At 62.4% G+C, this 15,790-nt stretch carries 18 protein-coding genes; 8 read left to right on the forward strand and 10 right to left on the reverse strand.

The features are described 5' to 3' along the window. Positions 1-380: 380 nt before the first annotated feature. Together ispE and leuC are read left to right on the forward strand one after the other, a co-directional pair. Positions 381-1,310: a 4-(cytidine 5'-diphospho)-2-C-methyl-D-erythritol kinase gene (gene ispE, locus NW848_RS13910; RefSeq protein ID WP_099812544.1), complete on the forward strand. Its 930-nt coding sequence runs from the start codon at positions 381-383 to the stop codon at positions 1,308-1,310. 150 nt (positions 1,311-1,460) lie between these two features. Continuing rightward, the gene (gene leuC / locus NW848_RS13915) at positions 1,461-2,864 is read left to right on the forward strand and encodes a 3-isopropylmalate dehydratase large subunit (protein WP_414508753.1); all 1,404 of its coding nucleotides are present in this window, start codon (positions 1,461-1,463) and stop codon (positions 2,862-2,864) included. Between the two features lie 61 nt (positions 2,865-2,925). On the opposite strand, the gene thiD is transcribed toward leuC, so the two are convergent. The 9 genes from thiD to NW848_RS13960 all read right to left on the reverse strand — a co-directional run bounded on the left by thiD (position 2,926) and on the right by NW848_RS13960 (position 8,101). Then, positions 2,926-3,750, reverse strand: coding sequence for a bifunctional hydroxymethylpyrimidine kinase/phosphomethylpyrimidine kinase (thiD, locus tag NW848_RS13920; protein ID WP_228375400.1), 825 nt, complete (start codon positions 3,748-3,750; stop codon positions 2,926-2,928). 220 nt (positions 3,751-3,970) lie between these two features. Then, positions 3,971-4,171: a hypothetical protein gene (locus tag NW848_RS13925; protein ID WP_011429198.1), complete on the reverse strand. Its 201-nt coding sequence runs from the start codon at positions 4,169-4,171 to the stop codon at positions 3,971-3,973. Positions 4,172-4,240: 69 nt separating this feature from the next. Beyond that, positions 4,241-4,558, reverse strand: coding sequence for a 2Fe-2S iron-sulfur cluster-binding protein (locus NW848_RS13930; protein ID WP_168173317.1), 318 nt, complete (start codon positions 4,556-4,558; stop codon positions 4,241-4,243). Continuing rightward, on the reverse strand, positions 4,558-4,815 hold the full coding sequence (locus NW848_RS13935; protein ID WP_414508754.1) for a DUF1816 domain-containing protein: 258 nt from the start codon (positions 4,813-4,815) through the stop codon (positions 4,558-4,560). The genes NW848_RS13930 and NW848_RS13935 overlap by 1 nt, the downstream gene beginning before the upstream one ends. A 46-nt stretch (positions 4,816-4,861) precedes the next feature. Continuing rightward, a complete protein-coding gene (rlmB, locus tag NW848_RS13940) occupies positions 4,862-5,926 on the reverse strand; it encodes a 23S rRNA (guanosine(2251)-2'-O)-methyltransferase RlmB (RefSeq protein WP_011429201.1) in 1,065 nt (354 codons plus the stop codon). Between the two features lie 32 nt (positions 5,927-5,958). Further along, positions 5,959-6,390, reverse strand: coding sequence for a ribonuclease III domain-containing protein (locus tag NW848_RS13945; RefSeq protein ID WP_011429202.1), 432 nt, complete (start codon positions 6,388-6,390; stop codon positions 5,959-5,961). Between the two features lie 384 nt (positions 6,391-6,774). Further along, entirely contained in the window at positions 6,775-7,251 is a 477-nt protein-coding gene (locus tag NW848_RS13950; RefSeq protein WP_011429203.1) for a photosystem I reaction center protein subunit XI, read from the reverse strand. Between the two features lie 125 nt (positions 7,252-7,376). Next, positions 7,377-7,496, reverse strand: a complete 120-nt coding sequence (locus NW848_RS13955) for a photosystem I reaction center subunit IX (RefSeq protein ID WP_011429204.1) — start codon at positions 7,494-7,496, stop codon at positions 7,377-7,379. A 59-nt stretch (positions 7,497-7,555) separates the two neighbouring features. Next, positions 7,556-8,101, reverse strand: a complete 546-nt coding sequence (locus tag NW848_RS13960; protein WP_011429205.1) for a photosystem I reaction center subunit III — start codon at positions 8,099-8,101, stop codon at positions 7,556-7,558. A 166-nt stretch (positions 8,102-8,267) separates the two neighbouring features. On the opposite strand from NW848_RS13960, the gene tsaD reads away from it, so the two are divergent. Then, the gene (gene tsaD / locus NW848_RS13965; protein WP_099834686.1) at positions 8,268-9,368 is read left to right on the forward strand and encodes a tRNA (adenosine(37)-N6)-threonylcarbamoyltransferase complex transferase subunit TsaD; all 1,101 of its coding nucleotides are present in this window, start codon (positions 8,268-8,270) and stop codon (positions 9,366-9,368) included. Here the strand turns inward: tsaD and mnmG are convergent. Next, positions 9,332-11,263 (reverse strand): tRNA uridine-5-carboxymethylaminomethyl(34) synthesis enzyme MnmG, encoded by a 1,932-nt coding sequence (gene mnmG, locus NW848_RS13970; RefSeq protein WP_414401911.1) that lies wholly within the window; start codon positions 11,261-11,263, stop codon positions 9,332-9,334. The genes tsaD and mnmG overlap by 37 nt on opposite strands. A 295-nt stretch (positions 11,264-11,558) precedes the next feature. On the opposite strand from mnmG, the gene thrC reads away from it, so the two are divergent. The 5 genes from thrC to NW848_RS13995 all read left to right on the forward strand — a co-directional run bounded on the left by thrC (position 11,559) and on the right by NW848_RS13995 (position 15,719). Further along, complete coding sequence (gene thrC / locus NW848_RS13975) at positions 11,559-12,899, forward strand: threonine synthase (protein ID WP_414402593.1); 1,341 nt, start codon at positions 11,559-11,561, stop codon at positions 12,897-12,899. A gap of 93 nt (positions 12,900-12,992) precedes the next feature. Continuing rightward, complete coding sequence (locus tag NW848_RS13980) at positions 12,993-13,517, forward strand: fasciclin domain-containing protein (RefSeq protein WP_099812536.1); 525 nt, start codon at positions 12,993-12,995, stop codon at positions 13,515-13,517. A 36-nt stretch (positions 13,518-13,553) separates the two neighbouring features. Further along, on the forward strand, positions 13,554-13,829 hold the full coding sequence (locus NW848_RS13985; RefSeq protein ID WP_011429210.1) for a ubiquitin-like small modifier protein 1: 276 nt from the start codon (positions 13,554-13,556) through the stop codon (positions 13,827-13,829). Then, positions 13,826-14,434, forward strand: coding sequence for a DNA-3-methyladenine glycosylase (locus NW848_RS13990; RefSeq protein ID WP_414508755.1), 609 nt, complete (start codon positions 13,826-13,828; stop codon positions 14,432-14,434). Before NW848_RS13985 ends, NW848_RS13990 begins: the two co-directional genes overlap by 4 nt. A 16-nt stretch (positions 14,435-14,450) precedes the next feature. Further along, the gene (locus NW848_RS13995; RefSeq protein WP_011429212.1) at positions 14,451-15,719 is read left to right on the forward strand and encodes a peptidase C39 family protein; all 1,269 of its coding nucleotides are present in this window, start codon (positions 14,451-14,453) and stop codon (positions 15,717-15,719) included. The last annotated feature ends 71 nt before the right edge of the window (positions 15,720-15,790 follow it).

The following is a 15,790-nucleotide window of genomic DNA, read 5'->3' on the forward strand; positions in this document are numbered from 1 at the left end:
TATTGTACATTATTTTCAGTATAGTCCAGCATATCATTGACTAGAGTCATGCTCTATCAGTTCTGGATCGGCTCTGGGATCCCTTCTGCAACCAGGACGGCAGCGGTCTCGGGTTTTGGTGAAGTAAACCTAGCTTCCGTTCCGGGGTGCCCTGGGCTCGCCTCCAGCTTCGCCCTTGGGCTGGGCAGCGGATCCCGCTTTGCGGGCGCTTTTGCAGCAAACGGTGGCCGGCCCGATGGCCATAGCCAATCCCATGCTGTTTCCTCCGCCCAGGGATCCCTTGCCTTAGAATCAGGCTGGAAGGCCTCCCCAGCAAGGTCTGGTTTCCCCTTGGTTTGGACAGGCTGAGGGGAGTTGCTGTCAACCTCGCTCCTTTCCCCATGCAAGCCTGTACCCTGATTGCCCGCGCCAAGATCAATCTCTACCTAGAAATCCTCGGCTCCCGCCCCGATGGCTATTCCGAGGTGGCCATGATCCTACAGAGCATCACTTTGGCGGATCGCGTGCATCTCCAGCGCCGTCCCCACGGGATCCTCTTGATTTGCGATCACCCGGAAGTGCCGGCAGATGCCCGCAACCTGGCCTACCGCGCGGCTGAGCTGCTGCAAAGGGAATGTCGGGCTGAGCTGGGAGTGGAGATCCAGCTGGAAAAACAGATCCCAGTAGCAGCGGGCTTGGCGGGCGGCTCAGCGGATGCGGCGGCAGTTTTGGTGGGTCTGAACCAGCTTTGGGGCCTGGGCCTGACGGTAGGAGAACTGCAGAGCTTGGCGGCCCGTTTGGGATCCGATATTCCCTTTTGTGTGCAGGGGGGGACGCAGTTGGCTACGGGACGGGGAGAAGTTTTACAGCCGCTGGCCGACTGGGAAGGGATCCCGCTGCTGTTGGCCAAGCCCCGGCATCTAGGGGTTTCCACCGCCTGGGCCTATCAGGCCTTTCGGGCTCGCCACGCCGCTGCCTCGCCTTCTGGCGCGCCCTCCCGGCCCACCTTGCCTCAGGTGCTGGCTGCTCTGGAGCGTCGGGATCTGCTGGGCTTGGCCCGCAGTTTGCGCAACGATCTGGAGCAACCAGTTTTGGCCGAGCACGCTATCGTGGGAAAATTGCGCCAGGCCTTGCTCGAGGCAGGAGCGCTGGGATCCCTGATGTCGGGCTCAGGGCCGACGGTGTTTGGGATCATGGCCAGCCTGGAGAGGGCCGCCCAAGCCCGTGACAGTCTGTGCCACCACTTTCCAGAGGTGGATTTCTGGGTAACCCAGTTTGCTCCCACCGGTATTCTGCTGGAGCCGGATCCCCAGGCCCTCCGTCTCCCCTAGGGCCGGTCAGCTCAACTGGGCTAGCCCGGCCTTGGGAAAGGTGCTTTGCCCGCCCCGACCTCTGACTTGACAAGCTTTGGTAACAAGTAGGACATTGAAGCTCTACGGAAAGCAGCTCAAAACTGGCTTGGCCGCAGGCCGGAGAGGAAGATGAGCGAGAGGACGTTGTTCGACAAAGTCTGGGACGCCCATACGGTGCGGGTTTTGCCCTCGGGGCAGACGCAGTTGTTCATCGGCCTGCACCTCATCCACGAGGTCACCAGCCCCCAGGCTTTTGCCATGCTGCGGGAGCGCCATCTGCCGGTTCTCTTTCCGGAGCGGACGGTGGCTACGGTAGATCACATTATCCCCACCGACAACCGGGCGCGACCTTTTGCGGATCCCTTGGCAGAGGAGATGATCCAGGAGCTGGAGCGCAACTGTCGCCAATATGGCATCCGCTTCTACAACAGCGGCTCCGGCCAGCAGGGGATCGTGCATGTGATTGCGCCGGAGCAGGGGCTGACGCAGCCGGGGATGACCATTGCCTGCGGCGATAGCCACACGTCTACCCATGGGGCCTTTGGGGCCATTGCCTTCGGCATCGGCACCAGCCAGGTGCGGGACGTGCTGGCCACCCAAACTCTGGCCTTGTCCAAGCTCAAAGTGCGCCGCATCGAGGTGCACGGCAGGTTGGGGCCGGGGGTTTACGCCAAGGATGTGATCCTCCACATCATCCGCAAGCTGGGGGTCAAAGGCGGGGTGGGCTACGCCTACGAGTACGGCGGCAGCACTGTCGAGGCGATGAGCATGGAAGAACGCATGACCCTCTGCAACATGTCCATCGAAGGAGGAGCCCGCTGCGGCTACGTCAATCCCGACGCGGTAACCTTTGAGTATCTAAAGGGACGGGAGTTTGCTCCTCAGGGATCCGACTGGGAGGAGGCAGTGGCCTGGTGGCAAAGCCTGGCCAGCGGCCCCGACGCCGTCTACGACGACGTGGTGGTGTTTCAGGCCGCAGAGATCGCCCCCACCGTAACCTGGGGAATCACCCCTGGTCAGAGCATTGGGGTGGACGAGCGGATCCCGGCACCGGAAGAGCTGCCGGAAAGCGAGCGGGAGCTGGCCAAGGAAGCCTATGCCTACATGGGCTTGCGGCCGGGGGATCCCATCGTGGGCACGCCAGTGGATGTCTGCTTCATTGGCAGTTGCACCAACGGCCGCTTGAGCGATTTGCGGGAGGCGGCCAAGATTGCCAAAGGACGGCGAGTAGCGCCTGGAGTGAAGGCGTTTGTCGTGCCCGGCTCGGAGCGGGTCAAGCAGGAGGCGGAACGCGAGGGCCTGCGCGAGATCTTTGAGGCGGCAGGGTTTGAGTGGCGGGATCCCGGCTGCTCCATGTGTTTGGCCATGAACCCAGACCGCCTCGTAGGCCGGCAGATTAGCGCCTCTTCTTCCAACCGCAACTTTAAGGGTCGCCAGGGATCCCCCAGTGGGCGCACCCTGCTCATGAGCCCGGCCATGGTGGCGGCGGCGGCCGTGAGCGGCAAAGTGGTGGACGTGCGGGAACTGCTCTAGCCAGCGGGGCCGTTCAACCTCCCCCGGCAGCCTGAGCGGCTGCCGGCTGCGAAGAAGGGGACTAAGACTGGAGAAGCGGGTAGAAGTGCCCCACCGGCCCTTGTCCTGCGCCGATGGCCAGAGGATGCCGCAGGGCTTCGGTAACATAGGCCTTGGCTGCTAGCGTCGCCGCCAAGGGATCCTTGCCCCAAGCCAGTTGCGCCGCAATGGCTGCCGAGAGGGTACAGCCGGTGCCGTGGGTGTGGCGGGTGGGGATGCGCTCGCTTTTGAGGATCTCCAGCCGCTCGCCGTCAAACCACACATCCACCCCCTGCAGTTCCCCTGGCATACCTCCCCCCTTGACCAAAACCGCCTTACAGCCCAGGGCGTAGATGCGGCGGCCCGCCTCCTCCATATCCGCCAATGACTGCAGCTCCATCCCTGCCAAAATCTGGGCCTCGTAGCGGTTGGGGGTAACGACCTGGGCCAGCGGGATCAGCCGCTCGCGGATGGCCTGGATGGCGTCTTCTGCCAGCAGCTTGGCCCCGGTGCGGGAGACCATCACCGGATCCACCACCAGCGGCTGCAGGGCCCACCGCTCCACTTGGCGGGCCACCTCCCGCACGATCTCGACATTGAGCAACATGCCGGTTTTGATCCCTTGCACCCCGATATCCTGCACCACCGCCTCAATCTGGGCGGCCACCGCCTCCGGCGGCAGCGCATCCACGCGGTTGACCCCGAGGGTGTTTTGGGCAGTTACGCAGGTGAGGGCGGAAGTGCCGTGGACGCGCTGGAAGGCAAAGGTGCGCAGATCCGCTTGAATGCCCGCTCCGCCGCCGCTATCGGATCCGGCAATGGTGAGGGCAACAGGGGGATGCTGCTCGGCCAACATTGGAGCCGACATTGGTTCAGATGTGGGGACAGACATTGGCCAAAGGACAAAAACTGCCGAGGGTACCGCTAGCCATTTCTGTCCTTCAGCGTAGCAACGAAATGATTCCCGCTAGCCTCTGAGGTCTTGGGAAAACTCTTTCAGACCCGATAGGCAACGCAGTTGCGAACGCGCCGGCGGCGCGGGCGCTATCCCCAACTCCCCTCTTCCTAAGGAGAGGGGTGGGCTGTCTTCAATCGGAATGGCCATCGTCGGTAGTAGCTACTACCTCCACCCAAGCCCTATCCCCCTCCACCGCCGTCAGGCTCCAGCGCAGAAGCTGAGCTGGCTGTCCTAGCTCCTGGGCCACCTGCTCGGTAAGGGATCCCTCCAGTCGAGCAGCAGAAACCGGCAGGCTTAGGGGCAGGGAAAGGCGGAGAAAGTGCAGCTTCACAGGCCGTTAGAACTCCTTTGAGTAACCCGCACAGAATTGCCCTCAACGGGGGTGGATATCCAAGCAGGGCTAGGAGCCAAACTGGAGACGATAGACCTCCTCCTCTTGGTCCGTCTCCACCTCTAGATCGGAAGTAGGATAGGCTACACACAGCAGCACAAAGCCCTGAGCCTTGAGTTCCGGCCCGATCCCCATGGCGTCAGGCTGGGCCACGGATCCCGACTTCAGCCTCCCTGCACAGGTGGTACAGACTCCCGCCTGGCAGGAAGAGGGCAGCTCTAGGCCGTGTTCGAGAGCCGCCTGTAAAACTGTCTGATCTGCCGCCGCGGTAAACCGGTAGGTTTGGCCCCGGTGATGAACGGTTACCTGGTAAACCATAGCCGTCATCAGGAACGAACCCGCGAAGGAGTGCGGACCACCGTCAGCGACTGCGGCTGGCGCATTTTCTTTATCTGAGCCTCGATCTTCTCAGCTCCCTCCGCCTTCAGGTCGGCGATGTAGCGACCTTTATGCGCCTCTGCTTCTTTCTCGCTGGCGAAGGGGCCGTAGTAATAGGTGCAGTCGTCGGTGGTGATCTCAACCCAGACTGCTAGGCCCCGCAGCCTATCCAACAGCCAGACCAAAGGGTTGCCCACGGGATCCATCCCCCCTATTAAGCACAAACGATGACTCAGGATCTTTTGCAATCACCTAGATTCTACTGCCTTCGTTGAGGATTTGTTGAGAAATGTTTCGACCTCGGTGGGGGGAGCGCTGCCGGTGGATCTCGTAGAGGGCGATGCCCGCCGCCACCGAAGCATTCAAACTTTCCGTGCGGCCCGCCAAGGGGATCGACAGCAGTTGGTCGCAGTGGCGCTGGGTGAGCAAGCTGATGCCTTCCCCTTCGGATCCCACCACCAAGGCAATAGGTCGGCGAAAGTCGGCGCTGTAGATAGGGGCAGCCCCCTGGCTAGTGGTGCCATAGACCCAAAACCCCTGCCCTTTAAGATATTCCAGGGCGCGATTTAAGTTCACCACCCGCGCCACCGGCAAAGTAGAGAGGGCCCCCGCTGCCACCTTCATCACCGTCGCAGTGACGCCTGCCGCCCGCCGCTGTGGGATCACCATCCCCTGCATGCCAAACGCCTCCACGCTGCGGGCAATAGCCCCCAGGTTGTGGGGATCCTGGATCCCGTCCAGCACCACCAGCACCGGATGGGGGCCGGACTGGCGGCTCTGTTCCACCAGCTCTTCCAGATCCACATAGCGGTAAGGGGTGGCCTGGGCGGCGATCCCCTGGTGGTTGGCTCCAGCGGTGAGAAGGTTTAGCCGCTGGAGAGACACCTCATCGATGACGGTACCCCGTGCTTTGGCTTCTTCCAACAAAGACCAAAATTGGGGGCTGTAGCGCAACCGCGGCAGCACCCACACTCGGTTAAGGGTGGCCTGGCTTCTCAGCGCAGCCAACACGGTTTGGCGACCGTAGATGATCTCTTGTTCAGGTTCGGCTTCGGGATCCCGGTTAACCTGCAGCTCCCCGTCTTCTGGACTGGCAACGGGAGGGCTGGGATTTGGCTGGGGGCGCTCCTGCTCAGCCTTGCGACGAAGCGGCTTTACGGGCGGCTCTTGCGCCGCCGGCTGGAGATGGAGCGGGGAGCCCCCCTCGCGCCGTTTGGTCTGCTTGGGCTTGTTGAAGGGTTGCCCCGCCCCTTGCCGCTGCAGCTTGCTCCGGCGAGACAGCCGTAAGGGAGGTTTGCATTGGGAAGGCTTGGGCATGGGCAGAGAACGGTGCAGAGTAAAAGCCGATCTTAACCTTCCCCCTCGCCTATCGTCTTGGCCAAAACATCGGTGAGAGCGAGAATGTGGCGTAGCCGCTCGGGATCGGTGAGGTAAAGGTAGCCCAAGATGGTTTCCAGGCCACTGGCATTCTGGTAGTCGGCCAAGGGCAAGTGGCGGGGTGGACGACCGCAGCCGTTGCGGCCCCAGCGGACGATCTCCCGCTCTTCAGGGCTGAGATAGGGCAAAAGCGCCAACAACAATCTGGCCTGAGCAGATCCGCGTACCCGCCTTACCACCTGCCGATGGTAAAGCTCTGGCCGAGTGGGAGGAAACAACTGCTGCCGTCGCACGTGCAGTTCGTAAATGGCATCTCCCAGGTAGGCCAGGGCTGCAGGCGACAGGCGACCGATCTCAGCCAAAGAGAAGCTTGCAGAAGTGGGATCGGACAGGAGATCGCTCACGACAGCTTACAAAAACTATTTGGCTATTTGGAAAAATGCCTAGAACCGCTGCCGTCGGTTCATAGCAAATTCGAGACTCCACTGGCTGGCTCAGTCTATGCTAGGGCAAGCTTCCTGCCTTCTGCCAGTCTCACTGCTGCCCTGAACTTTTCCCTCGCCTGCTCAGGTTATTGGATCACAAAGACGCTGCAAGCCTTGAAAAGCCAGCTGAAACCCCGTCAAGAAGCTGGAGAGCAAAATCCAGGGAAGCTGTGGGCAAGCGGGCCGGCATCAACGCGAAAAGCTGGAAAGCAGAGCCCATCTGGCCAAGCCGCCGCTCAGCAGAGGATGGAGAGACTCGCAAGGCCGTCCAAGACAAGGGGATGGATGGAGAGGGGAAGCCGCTTAACCAAAATTGGGAAACAACAGATCTCCATTGAGCAGAAGCAGGTAGGCGACGATTGCCCCGCCCATGCCCCCTACCAAAAAGCCGGCGGCCAGTTCGCTCCAAGATTGGGATCCCTGCACCGGCCCGTCGTTGCGCTGCGGGGAGACGGTGCCGTAGAGAGAGAGAGCTGCCGTCATGATTAAGATCAGGCCACAGGCTCCCAGGAAACCGCTCAGCAGGCCGATGGGCTCGCTGCGCAGCGGCCCCAGCTTGGCAAAAGGCCCCACCAACCAATAGCCGTGGGCCATGCCAATTTCCAAACCCCGCCAAATGGAGCTCAATCCCGGCCGGTTGATGGGCAACCAGTCTATCAACAGACGGACAACAGGCGCGTGGTTGATCGGCGTCCAGAAATCGCCAATCTGCGGATCCCCTTCCGGGACGGCGATATATCCCCTATTAGGAGAAACGGTATCGGCAGTGGGTTCAACCATGTCGGCAACTCTGGTTCCAGTGCAAAAAGGGTTAGAAAAACCTCAAATTCCAAAAAGTCTGGCTTAAAAGACCAGGGATCCCTGTGGGTGTTGCTGGCGCGGCTGGGGATCCCTGGCTTGCGAGTTCAGAACGTCAAAATGTCGGGGAAGAAGCGGTTGATCTCGATGAACAGCGCAAAAACGAAGCTGGAAAACAAGATAAAGGCCACTGGAGCCGTGGTGAGAAACTTGGTGAAATCAGACATACATACCTCTCAAGTTGGATGGGTGAAGCTGAGCCAAAAGCCGAGGAGAAGCCCCTTCTTCAGCGAGGAGAGATGGGCACGGCCTCTTCCGGCTCCTGAATTTCGCCGCTGGCAATTTCCTTGAAAGCAGCGGCAGGCCAGGCCAAAGCCGTGAGGAAACAGCGCAGCGCCAAGGGGACGTCGATGATGCTTTCTTTCATCTCCGGCTCGTCGCTATTCCGGACAGCAATCAGATAGGAGCGCCCAGCCCAGCCCAGCCAGCCGGCGATGTAGAGGAAAAGCAGGCCAGGGATGAGAAACTCGCCTGCATGGCTCCAGCGGCCATCGGTAACCAGGTGGGGCAAGCCTTCTTCGCCACAGAGCAGCTTGCTGTAGCGCTCAAAGCGCTTCTCGGTTTGGGCCAACTTTTGCTGGTAGAGAGGAGCCAGGTTAGGGCTGGCATTGAGGATCTTCTCTTCGAGGCTGCTCAGCCGTTCGTTCATCAGGGCCTGAAAAGCGGGAACTTCGCTGCAAGGCTTCAGACCGATCAAGGGCTCTGCCTGCACAGCCTGGGCGAGGCCAAGCGCCAGGCAAAGGGCTAAAAGGAGACTCAAAAGGGTTCGCATAGCAGGATGTGTCCTTAAGCTAGGGGTCTAGGTCTGTTAAATGTGCAGGAATGCTAAGTGCAGCAACGGGCACTAAACGGTTAGTATCATACTCCCGAGTACCTCGCTCCAACGGATTGCGAGTTTTAGCTCACACAATTCTTAAGGAAACTCCCGCCTTTCCTCTATGCCCCGCCTCCTCGCCATTGAAACCAGTTGTGATGAAACAGCTGTGGCTGTGGTGGAGGCAGATGCGGCCTGGCCGACCTTTGCCCCACGGCAGCTCAGCTCTGTGGTGGCTAGCCAGATCGACCTCCATGCAGCCTACGGGGGCGTGGTGCCGGAGGTGGCTGCCCGCCGCCATGTGGAAACTCTGCCCTTTGTGCTGGAGTCCGCCCTGCAGCAGGCTGGGCTGGGCATGGCCGAGGTGGATGCTGTTGCCGTCACCTGTGCGCCGGGCCTGGTGGGATCCTTACTGGTGGGGCTGATGGCGGCCAAGACCTTGGCGCTGCTCTACAACAAACCTTTGATCGGGGTGCACCACCTGGAGGGCCACCTGTTCAGCGGCTTTTTGGCAGCAGCCGACTTGCGTCCCCCCTGCCTGGGCCTTTTGGTTTCAGGAGGCCACACCAGCCTGATCTGGATGAAGGACTACGGGGAGTACCAGACGATGGGCCGCACCCGCGACGACGCCGCCGGCGAAGCCTTTGACAAGGTGGCGCGGCTGTTGGGGCTGGGCTATCCGGGCGGGCCCCAGATCGACCGCTGGGCGCAACAAGGGGATCCCGATCGCTTCCCTTTGCCCGAGGGCAAACTGGATCACCCCTACGACACCAGCTTCAGCGGCCTGAAGACAGCGGTGCTGCGCCTGGTCCAACAGTTGCAGCAGGAAGGCCAGGAGCTGCCTGTGGCCGATATTGCCGCCAGCTTCCAGGCCTGCCTCACCCGCGTGCTCACAGAAAAAGCCGTGGCCTGTGCCGAGGCGCTGGGCCTCTCGACGCTGCTGGTTACAGGGGGGGTGGCCGCCAACCGGGAGCTGCGCGCTCGCCTGCTGGAAGCGGGCCGCCAAAAGGGCCTGCGGGTGGTGATCCCGCCCCCAAACCTCTGTACCGACAACGCCGCCATGATTGGGGCAGCTGGCCTTTGCCACTGGCTGCGGGGAGAGACCTCGCCCCTGGAGCTGGGGGTGGCCTCGCGCCTGACCCTGGAAGAGATCCCTGCCCTCTACGGCCAGGGGAGCGGCGGCTGCGGTCAGGCCCCGACGGGAGCTGCAGCAGCCGTCTTCTGACGTTGTCTCACCTCTAGGTAGATGAGCAGGGCATTGATGTCGGCGGGGTTGACGCCGCCAATGCGGGCCGCCTGGCCCACGGTCAGAGGCCGGACTGCCGCCAGTTTCTCCCGCGACTCTTTGGAGAGGGTGGGGATGGAGTGGTAGTCCAGATCGGGGGGCAGGGGGCGGTGGTACTGCTTGCTCACCTGCTCGATTTGGCTCTGTTGCCGCTGGATGTAGCCGCTGTATTTGACAGCAATTTCTGCTGCCTCCTGCTCAAAGGGATCCAGCTCCTCATTTCCCAACCCCAGCTCTAGCAGGTCGGCGTAGTGGATCGGGTTGCGGCGCAGGAGCTCGGCCAAGGTGGCGGATCCTTTGATCCCCTGGCCGGTCAGTTGGCTGAGGTGGATCCCGGCGGGGTCGTGGGCCTTGACCCGCTGGGTTTCTAGGCGCTCGATCTCGGCGGCAATGCGGGCCTGCTTGGCCTGGAAGAGGGCCCAGCGGCGGTCGTCGATGAGGCCCCATTCCCGCCCCAGGGGGGTGAGGCGTTGGTCGGCGTTGTCGGCGCGTAGGATAAGGCGGTATTCGGAGCGGCTGGTGAGCATGCGGTAGGGCTCCCGCAGCTCTTTGGTACAAAGGTCGTCGATGAGGGTGCCGATGTAGCTGGACTCCCGCGGCAGGGTTACCAGCGGCTTCCCCTGCACCAGGCGGGCGGCGTTGATCCCGGCGATCAGACCCTGGGCTGCTGCCTCTTCGTAGCCGGTGGTGCCGTTAATTTGGCCGGCACAGAACAGCCCCTGCACCTTCTTGGTCATCAGGGTGGGGTAGAGCTGGGTGGCCGGCAGATAGTCGTATTCCACGGCGTAGGCAGGCCGCAGCATGACGCACCGCTCCAGGCCGGGCAGGGAGCGCAGCATCTGGATCTGGATCTTTTCTGGCATCCCCGTCGAGAACCCCTGGATGTAGAGCTCCGGCAGATCCCGCCCCTCTGGCTCAATAAAAATTTGATGGCTTTCCTTGTCGGCAAAGCGGACGATCTTGTCTTCGATGCTGGGGCAGTAGCGGGGCCCCTTGGCCTCCACCCAGCCGCCGTAGACCGGCGTCTCGTGGAGGTTTTCGCGGATGATGCGGTGGGTCTCCGGCGTGGTGCGGGTGAGATAGCAGTCCATCTGCTCCCGCGGCACCCACACCTCCGGGTCAAAGCTAAACCAGCGCAGGTCGGGATCCCCTGGCTGCCGCTCCATCACGGAAAAATCGACGCTGCGGCGATCCACACGGGCAGGGGTGCCCGTCTTCAGCCGACCTGTCTCAAAGCCCAGTTGGCGCAGGGTGTCGGTCAGGCCTTCGACGGCAAATTCCCCCGCTCTGCCAGCAGGCTGCCAGTGGCGGCCAATCCAGATGCGCCCTCCCAGAAAGGTGCCCGTGGTCAGGATCACCGCCCCACAGCCGAAGACGCTGCCAAAATGGGTAACCACGCCCACCACCTCATCGTTGCGCCCCAGCACCAGGTCGGTGACAGTGCCCTCGCGGATGCTCAGATTGGGCTGGTTTTCCACCACCGAGCGCATTACCCGCGCGTACTCGCGTTTGTCGGTTTGCGCCCGCAAGGCCCATACCGCCGGCCCCCGCGAGCGGTTGAGCACCCGCTTTTGCAAATAGGTGCGGTCGGTAACTTTGCCCATCTCGCCGCCAAGGGCGTCGATTTCGTGCACCAGTTGCGACTTGGCCGGGCCCCCCACAGCGGGGTTACAGGGCTGCCAGGCGATCTTGTCCAGGTTCAACGTCAGCATCAAGGTATTACAGCCCAGCCGCGCTGCCGCCAGGGCCGCTTCACAGCCAGCGTGTCCCCCACCCACGACGATCACGTCGTAGTGGTCGAGAAAGTCCACGTTGTCCCGTCCAACTTTGAGCATAGGATCGCCCCCGCGGAATACCGGGATCCCCTATCCCAATTAGGTTGTTACAGCTTGTTTCTCCAGTCTAGCGACGGATAGAGGGCTATCCCCAAATCTCGGCAAGAGAAAGCCAGACCTCTACCAGTCTGCCGCTCCGAGGTTGCCCAAACCGGCTAGGATCCCGCTCTCCCCAGCCGGATCTAATTCAGACTATTTTAGTCGGGTTTAGTTGACGGGGTCGATCGCGGGTGATAAGATTGCCCTCGACGACGGGTAAACAAGATCCAGCCCTTTCTCCTGTCTGAGGCTTCCTATGACCCAAACCCTTTCCCACCGCCCGCTCAGCCCTGCCGATTTGCCGCCCAGCTCGGCCTTGCGCACCCTCCAGGTGGGCTTTAGGCGCTTGCGCTGTCGGGAATGTGGGGCCGAGTATGAGCCGGTGGCCAAGCACGTGTGCGACCTGTGTTTTGGCCCCCTGGAAGTGGTCTATGACTACGACTGGCTCAAGAGCGTTGTCAGCCGGCAGAGCATCCAGGCCGGGCCGCTCTCCATCTGGCGCTACCGACCTTTCCTGCCGGTCCTTTCGGAGCGGCCCATCGATGTGGGCACCGGCATGACGCCGCTGGTGAAGGCGGAGCGGCTGGGCCGGCGGCTGGGGTTAAAAAACCTCTACCTCAAGAACGACGCCGTCAACATGCCCACCCTCAGCTTTAAGGATCGGGTGGTGTCGGTGGCCCTGACCCGCGCCAAGGAGCTGGGCTTTACCACCGTTTCCTGCGCCAGCACGGGCAACTTGGCCAACTCCACGGCTGCCATCGCCGCCCACGCCGGCCTGGAGTGCACTATCTTCATCCCGGCGGATCTGGAGGCAGGCAAGGTACTAGGGTCCCTCATCTACAGGCCCACCGTCATGGCTGTGGAGGGCAACTACGACCAGGTCAACCGCCTCTGCGCCGAGGTGGCGGATCGCTACGGCTGGGGCTTTGTCAACATCAACCTGCGCCCCTACTACGCAGAAGGCTCGAAAACCCTGGCCTACGAGGTGGCGGAGCAACTGGGGTGGCAACTGCCGGATCAGGTGGTGATCCCGCTGGCGTCGGGATCCCTGTACACCAAGATTTACAAAGGTTTTCAGGAGTTTGTGAAGGTGGGGCTGGTGGCGGAGAAGCCGGTTATCTTCCACGGCGCCCAGGCCCAGGGCTGTGCGCCCATTGCCCAGGCCTTTCGCGAGGGGCGGGATTTTGTTACTCCGGTTAAGCCGAATACCATCGCCAAGTCTATTGCCATCGGCAACCCTGCCGACGGCATCTACGCCCTGGAGATTGCCCGCAAAACCGGCGGCCAGATCGCGACGGCCACGGATCCCGAGATCGTGGCCGGCATCAAGCTCTTGGCCGAGACCGAGGGCATCTTCACCGAGACGGCTGGCGGCACCACCATTGCCGTGCTCAAACGCCTGGCCGAATCGGGCCAGCTTGATCCTGAGGCGGTTACGGTAGCCTATATTACCGGCAATGGCTTGAAAACCCAGGAGGCGGTGCAGGCGCACGTGGGCCATCCGCTGGTGATCTCGCCCAAGCTGGAGAGCTTTGAACAGGCATTGGAGCGCGCCCGCACTCTGGAGCGGCTGGACTGGCAGGAGGCTTCGGTTTGAAGCGAGAGGGATCCCCCTGGGCTCTTAACGGCGTCTTAATGAAGAACTGTTACGATCCCTGGCACAGACCCACTCGCTCAGGAGCTCTGCACCATGCCTATCCTCCGTTCTGTCCGTCACTTTGCGCGTCGCTGCTTGCCGGTGGCAGTGGCGGTGTTGACCCCCCTTGCTTTGGCTCCCACGGCTCGGCCTCAGGGGCTGAACACCATTGCCGTTGAGCTGGAAACTTTGCCCAGCAGCTACTCGACGTTGGCGACGGCTTTGCGGGCGGCGGGGCTGAACACGGCGTTGGCAGGGCCGGGGCCGTTCACGGTCTTTGCCCCTTCCGATGTGGCCTTTGGGCAACTGCCGCCGGGCACCGTGGAGACGTTGTTGCAGCCGGCCAATCGGGATCAGCTCACCCGCATCCTCACCTATCATGTGGTGCCGGGGCGGATTACCTCGTTTGACCTGCGGCCTGGCCAATCGGCCACTCTGACCACCTTGGCGGGGCTGCCGCTGCGGGTGCAGGTGGGAGCCGATGGCAGCATCCGGGTCAACGGGGCCAATGTGAACTTGGCGGATATTCCGGTTTCCAACGGGGTGATTCACGGCATTGACGGGGTGCTGCTACCCTAGTCTTCTAAGGTTGGTCGCTGGACGAAGCATTGGCTTATGGCAGTCAAGGTGTTAATTCCCACCACGCTGCGGGTGCTCACCCGGGATCAGGAGGTGGTAAGTTGCGAGGGATCCACCGTTCGGGAATTGCTGGAGGCCTTGGAGCAGACCTATCCGGGCATCAAGGCGCGGCTGTGCGATGAAAAGGGGGAATTGCGCCGCTTTGTCAATCTCTATGTCAACAGCGAAGACATTCGCTTCCTCCAGGGATCGGACACGCCTCTACAGGATGGGGATGAGGTGAGCATCGTCCCTGCTGTTGCCGGGGGATGAAAGTTGCCGAGCCGGCTGTGGCTGCTTGGGAGTGGTTAAGCAAGCCGGCGCCGCTGGTGGCGCCTACGTTGCTGGGCATGGTGCTGGTGCGGCAATTTGCCGATGGGCTGCAGGTGCGGGCGCAGATTGTGGAAACGGAAGCCTACACCGCCGGCGATCCGGCATGCCACGCCTATCGCCGCAAGACCCGCCGCAACCAGGTGATGTTCGGGCCGCCCGGCCATCTCTACGTCTATCGCATCTACGGCCTCTACCACTGTCTCAACATCGTCACCGAGGCGGAAGGGATCGCGTCAGCGGTTTTGATCCGGGCAGCCCAGTTGGATTGCCTGCCGGAGTGGATCCCGGCCAACAAGCGCATGAAACCGGCGCGGGTGGCGGCGGGGCCAGGCCTGCTCTGTCAGGCGTTGCGCATTGACGGATCCCACAACGGCTGGCGGCTGGAGCCGGTGGCTGTCGGCCAGGAAGGCATTTGGCTGGAGGGATCCCCTGCTTGGGAGGCACAGTTCCCCATTGTCCAAACTACCCGCATCGGCATTACCCGCGGGGTAGAGCTTCCCTGGCGCTGGTACATTAAGGGGCATCCGGCGGTGTCGCACTATTAGTGGGGGCAAGCCGACAATGCTGCCGCAAGGCAAAGACTCCTGGCAAAGGCTGTCTGGGCTGGTCAGCGGCGTTGTGCTGCTCCTGCCCGCGTTGGCCCAGCCGGTTGCAACTTCTCCAGGACTCTTGACAATGCAAGCCCAGCGCCACTCCCCCTATCGCACCAGGTTGCAGCGCTGGCATGCCCCCCAAGGTTTTCAGGGCTGGTCAGCCCGCGGGATCCGGCTGAACGCCCAAGGGCAATTGGTCTTAGATCCAGAGAGCTGGCGGCAAGAAGTCAGCCTTGAGGAGCCGCAGTCGCCATTGCGCGGACGTCCTTTTCATCCCCCCGGCAGCTATTGGGTGGGAGAAGCCATCAGCCCGGAAGTTCCCGCCAGCTTTCCTCTGGTGGAAGCAATCGTCTCCTGGAATGCCACCACCCCTCCCGGCACCTGGCTAGAAGTGGAGATCCGGGCCAAGCTTGCGGGGCGCTGGACGAAGTGGTATCACGCCGGCGTGTGGGCTGCCGATCCGCCCACCCTGGCCAGCCACTCCGTGCGCGGGCAGGAAGACGCAGATGGCAACCTGCACACGGACTTGTTGGTGCTCAAGGATACCCACAACGGGGCAGAGGCTTTCCAAGTCAGGGTGCGCCTGTTCACGCAAGAGGCGGGCCGCTCTCCCCTGGTGGATCAGGTGGCGGTTGCCTTTTCCAACCAGCCGGCCCAGCCCGACCGCCTCTCCCCTGGGGATCCCAGCCGCTGGGGCCAGGTCTTGGAGCTGCCCTTGTGTTCCCAAATGGTCTATGCCGACGGGGGAGCAGCTTGGTGCAGCCCCACTGCCTTGGCGATGGTGATGGCCTACTGGCAGCGGGATCCCCCCCCCTGTGAGCCGTTGGTGCGCGCCGCGGCGGCCGGGGTGTACGACCGGGTTTACCAGGGCCACGGCAACTGGGCCTTCAACGTGGCTCATGCCGCCGAGCGGGGTTTGGCCGGCGTGGTGGCGCGGCTGCAGAGCCTGGCCCAGGCAGAAGCCTGGATCGCGGCCGGCGTGCCGGCTATCCTCAGCTATGCCTGGGGCGAGGGCGAGCTGGAGGGGGCGCCGATCCCCAAAAGCAACGGCCATCTGGCGGTGCTGGTGGGGTTCGACCGCCAAGGGGATCCCATCCTCCACGATCCGGCGGCCAAGACCAACGAAGAAGTTCGCCGCACCTACCGCCGCGACCAGCTAGAGCCTTTGTGGTTGGCCCACTCCGGGGGTACCGTCTATTTGATCTATCCGCGAGGGTGGCCAATTCCGGACCCATAGGTTAGCCCCGGCCTTCCACCGGGCTGGAGGCTTCTGCTCGAAGGGGCTGGGATATCGAGCGGACAAAAACG

The organism is Synechococcus sp. RC10A2 (assembly GCF_047502605.1).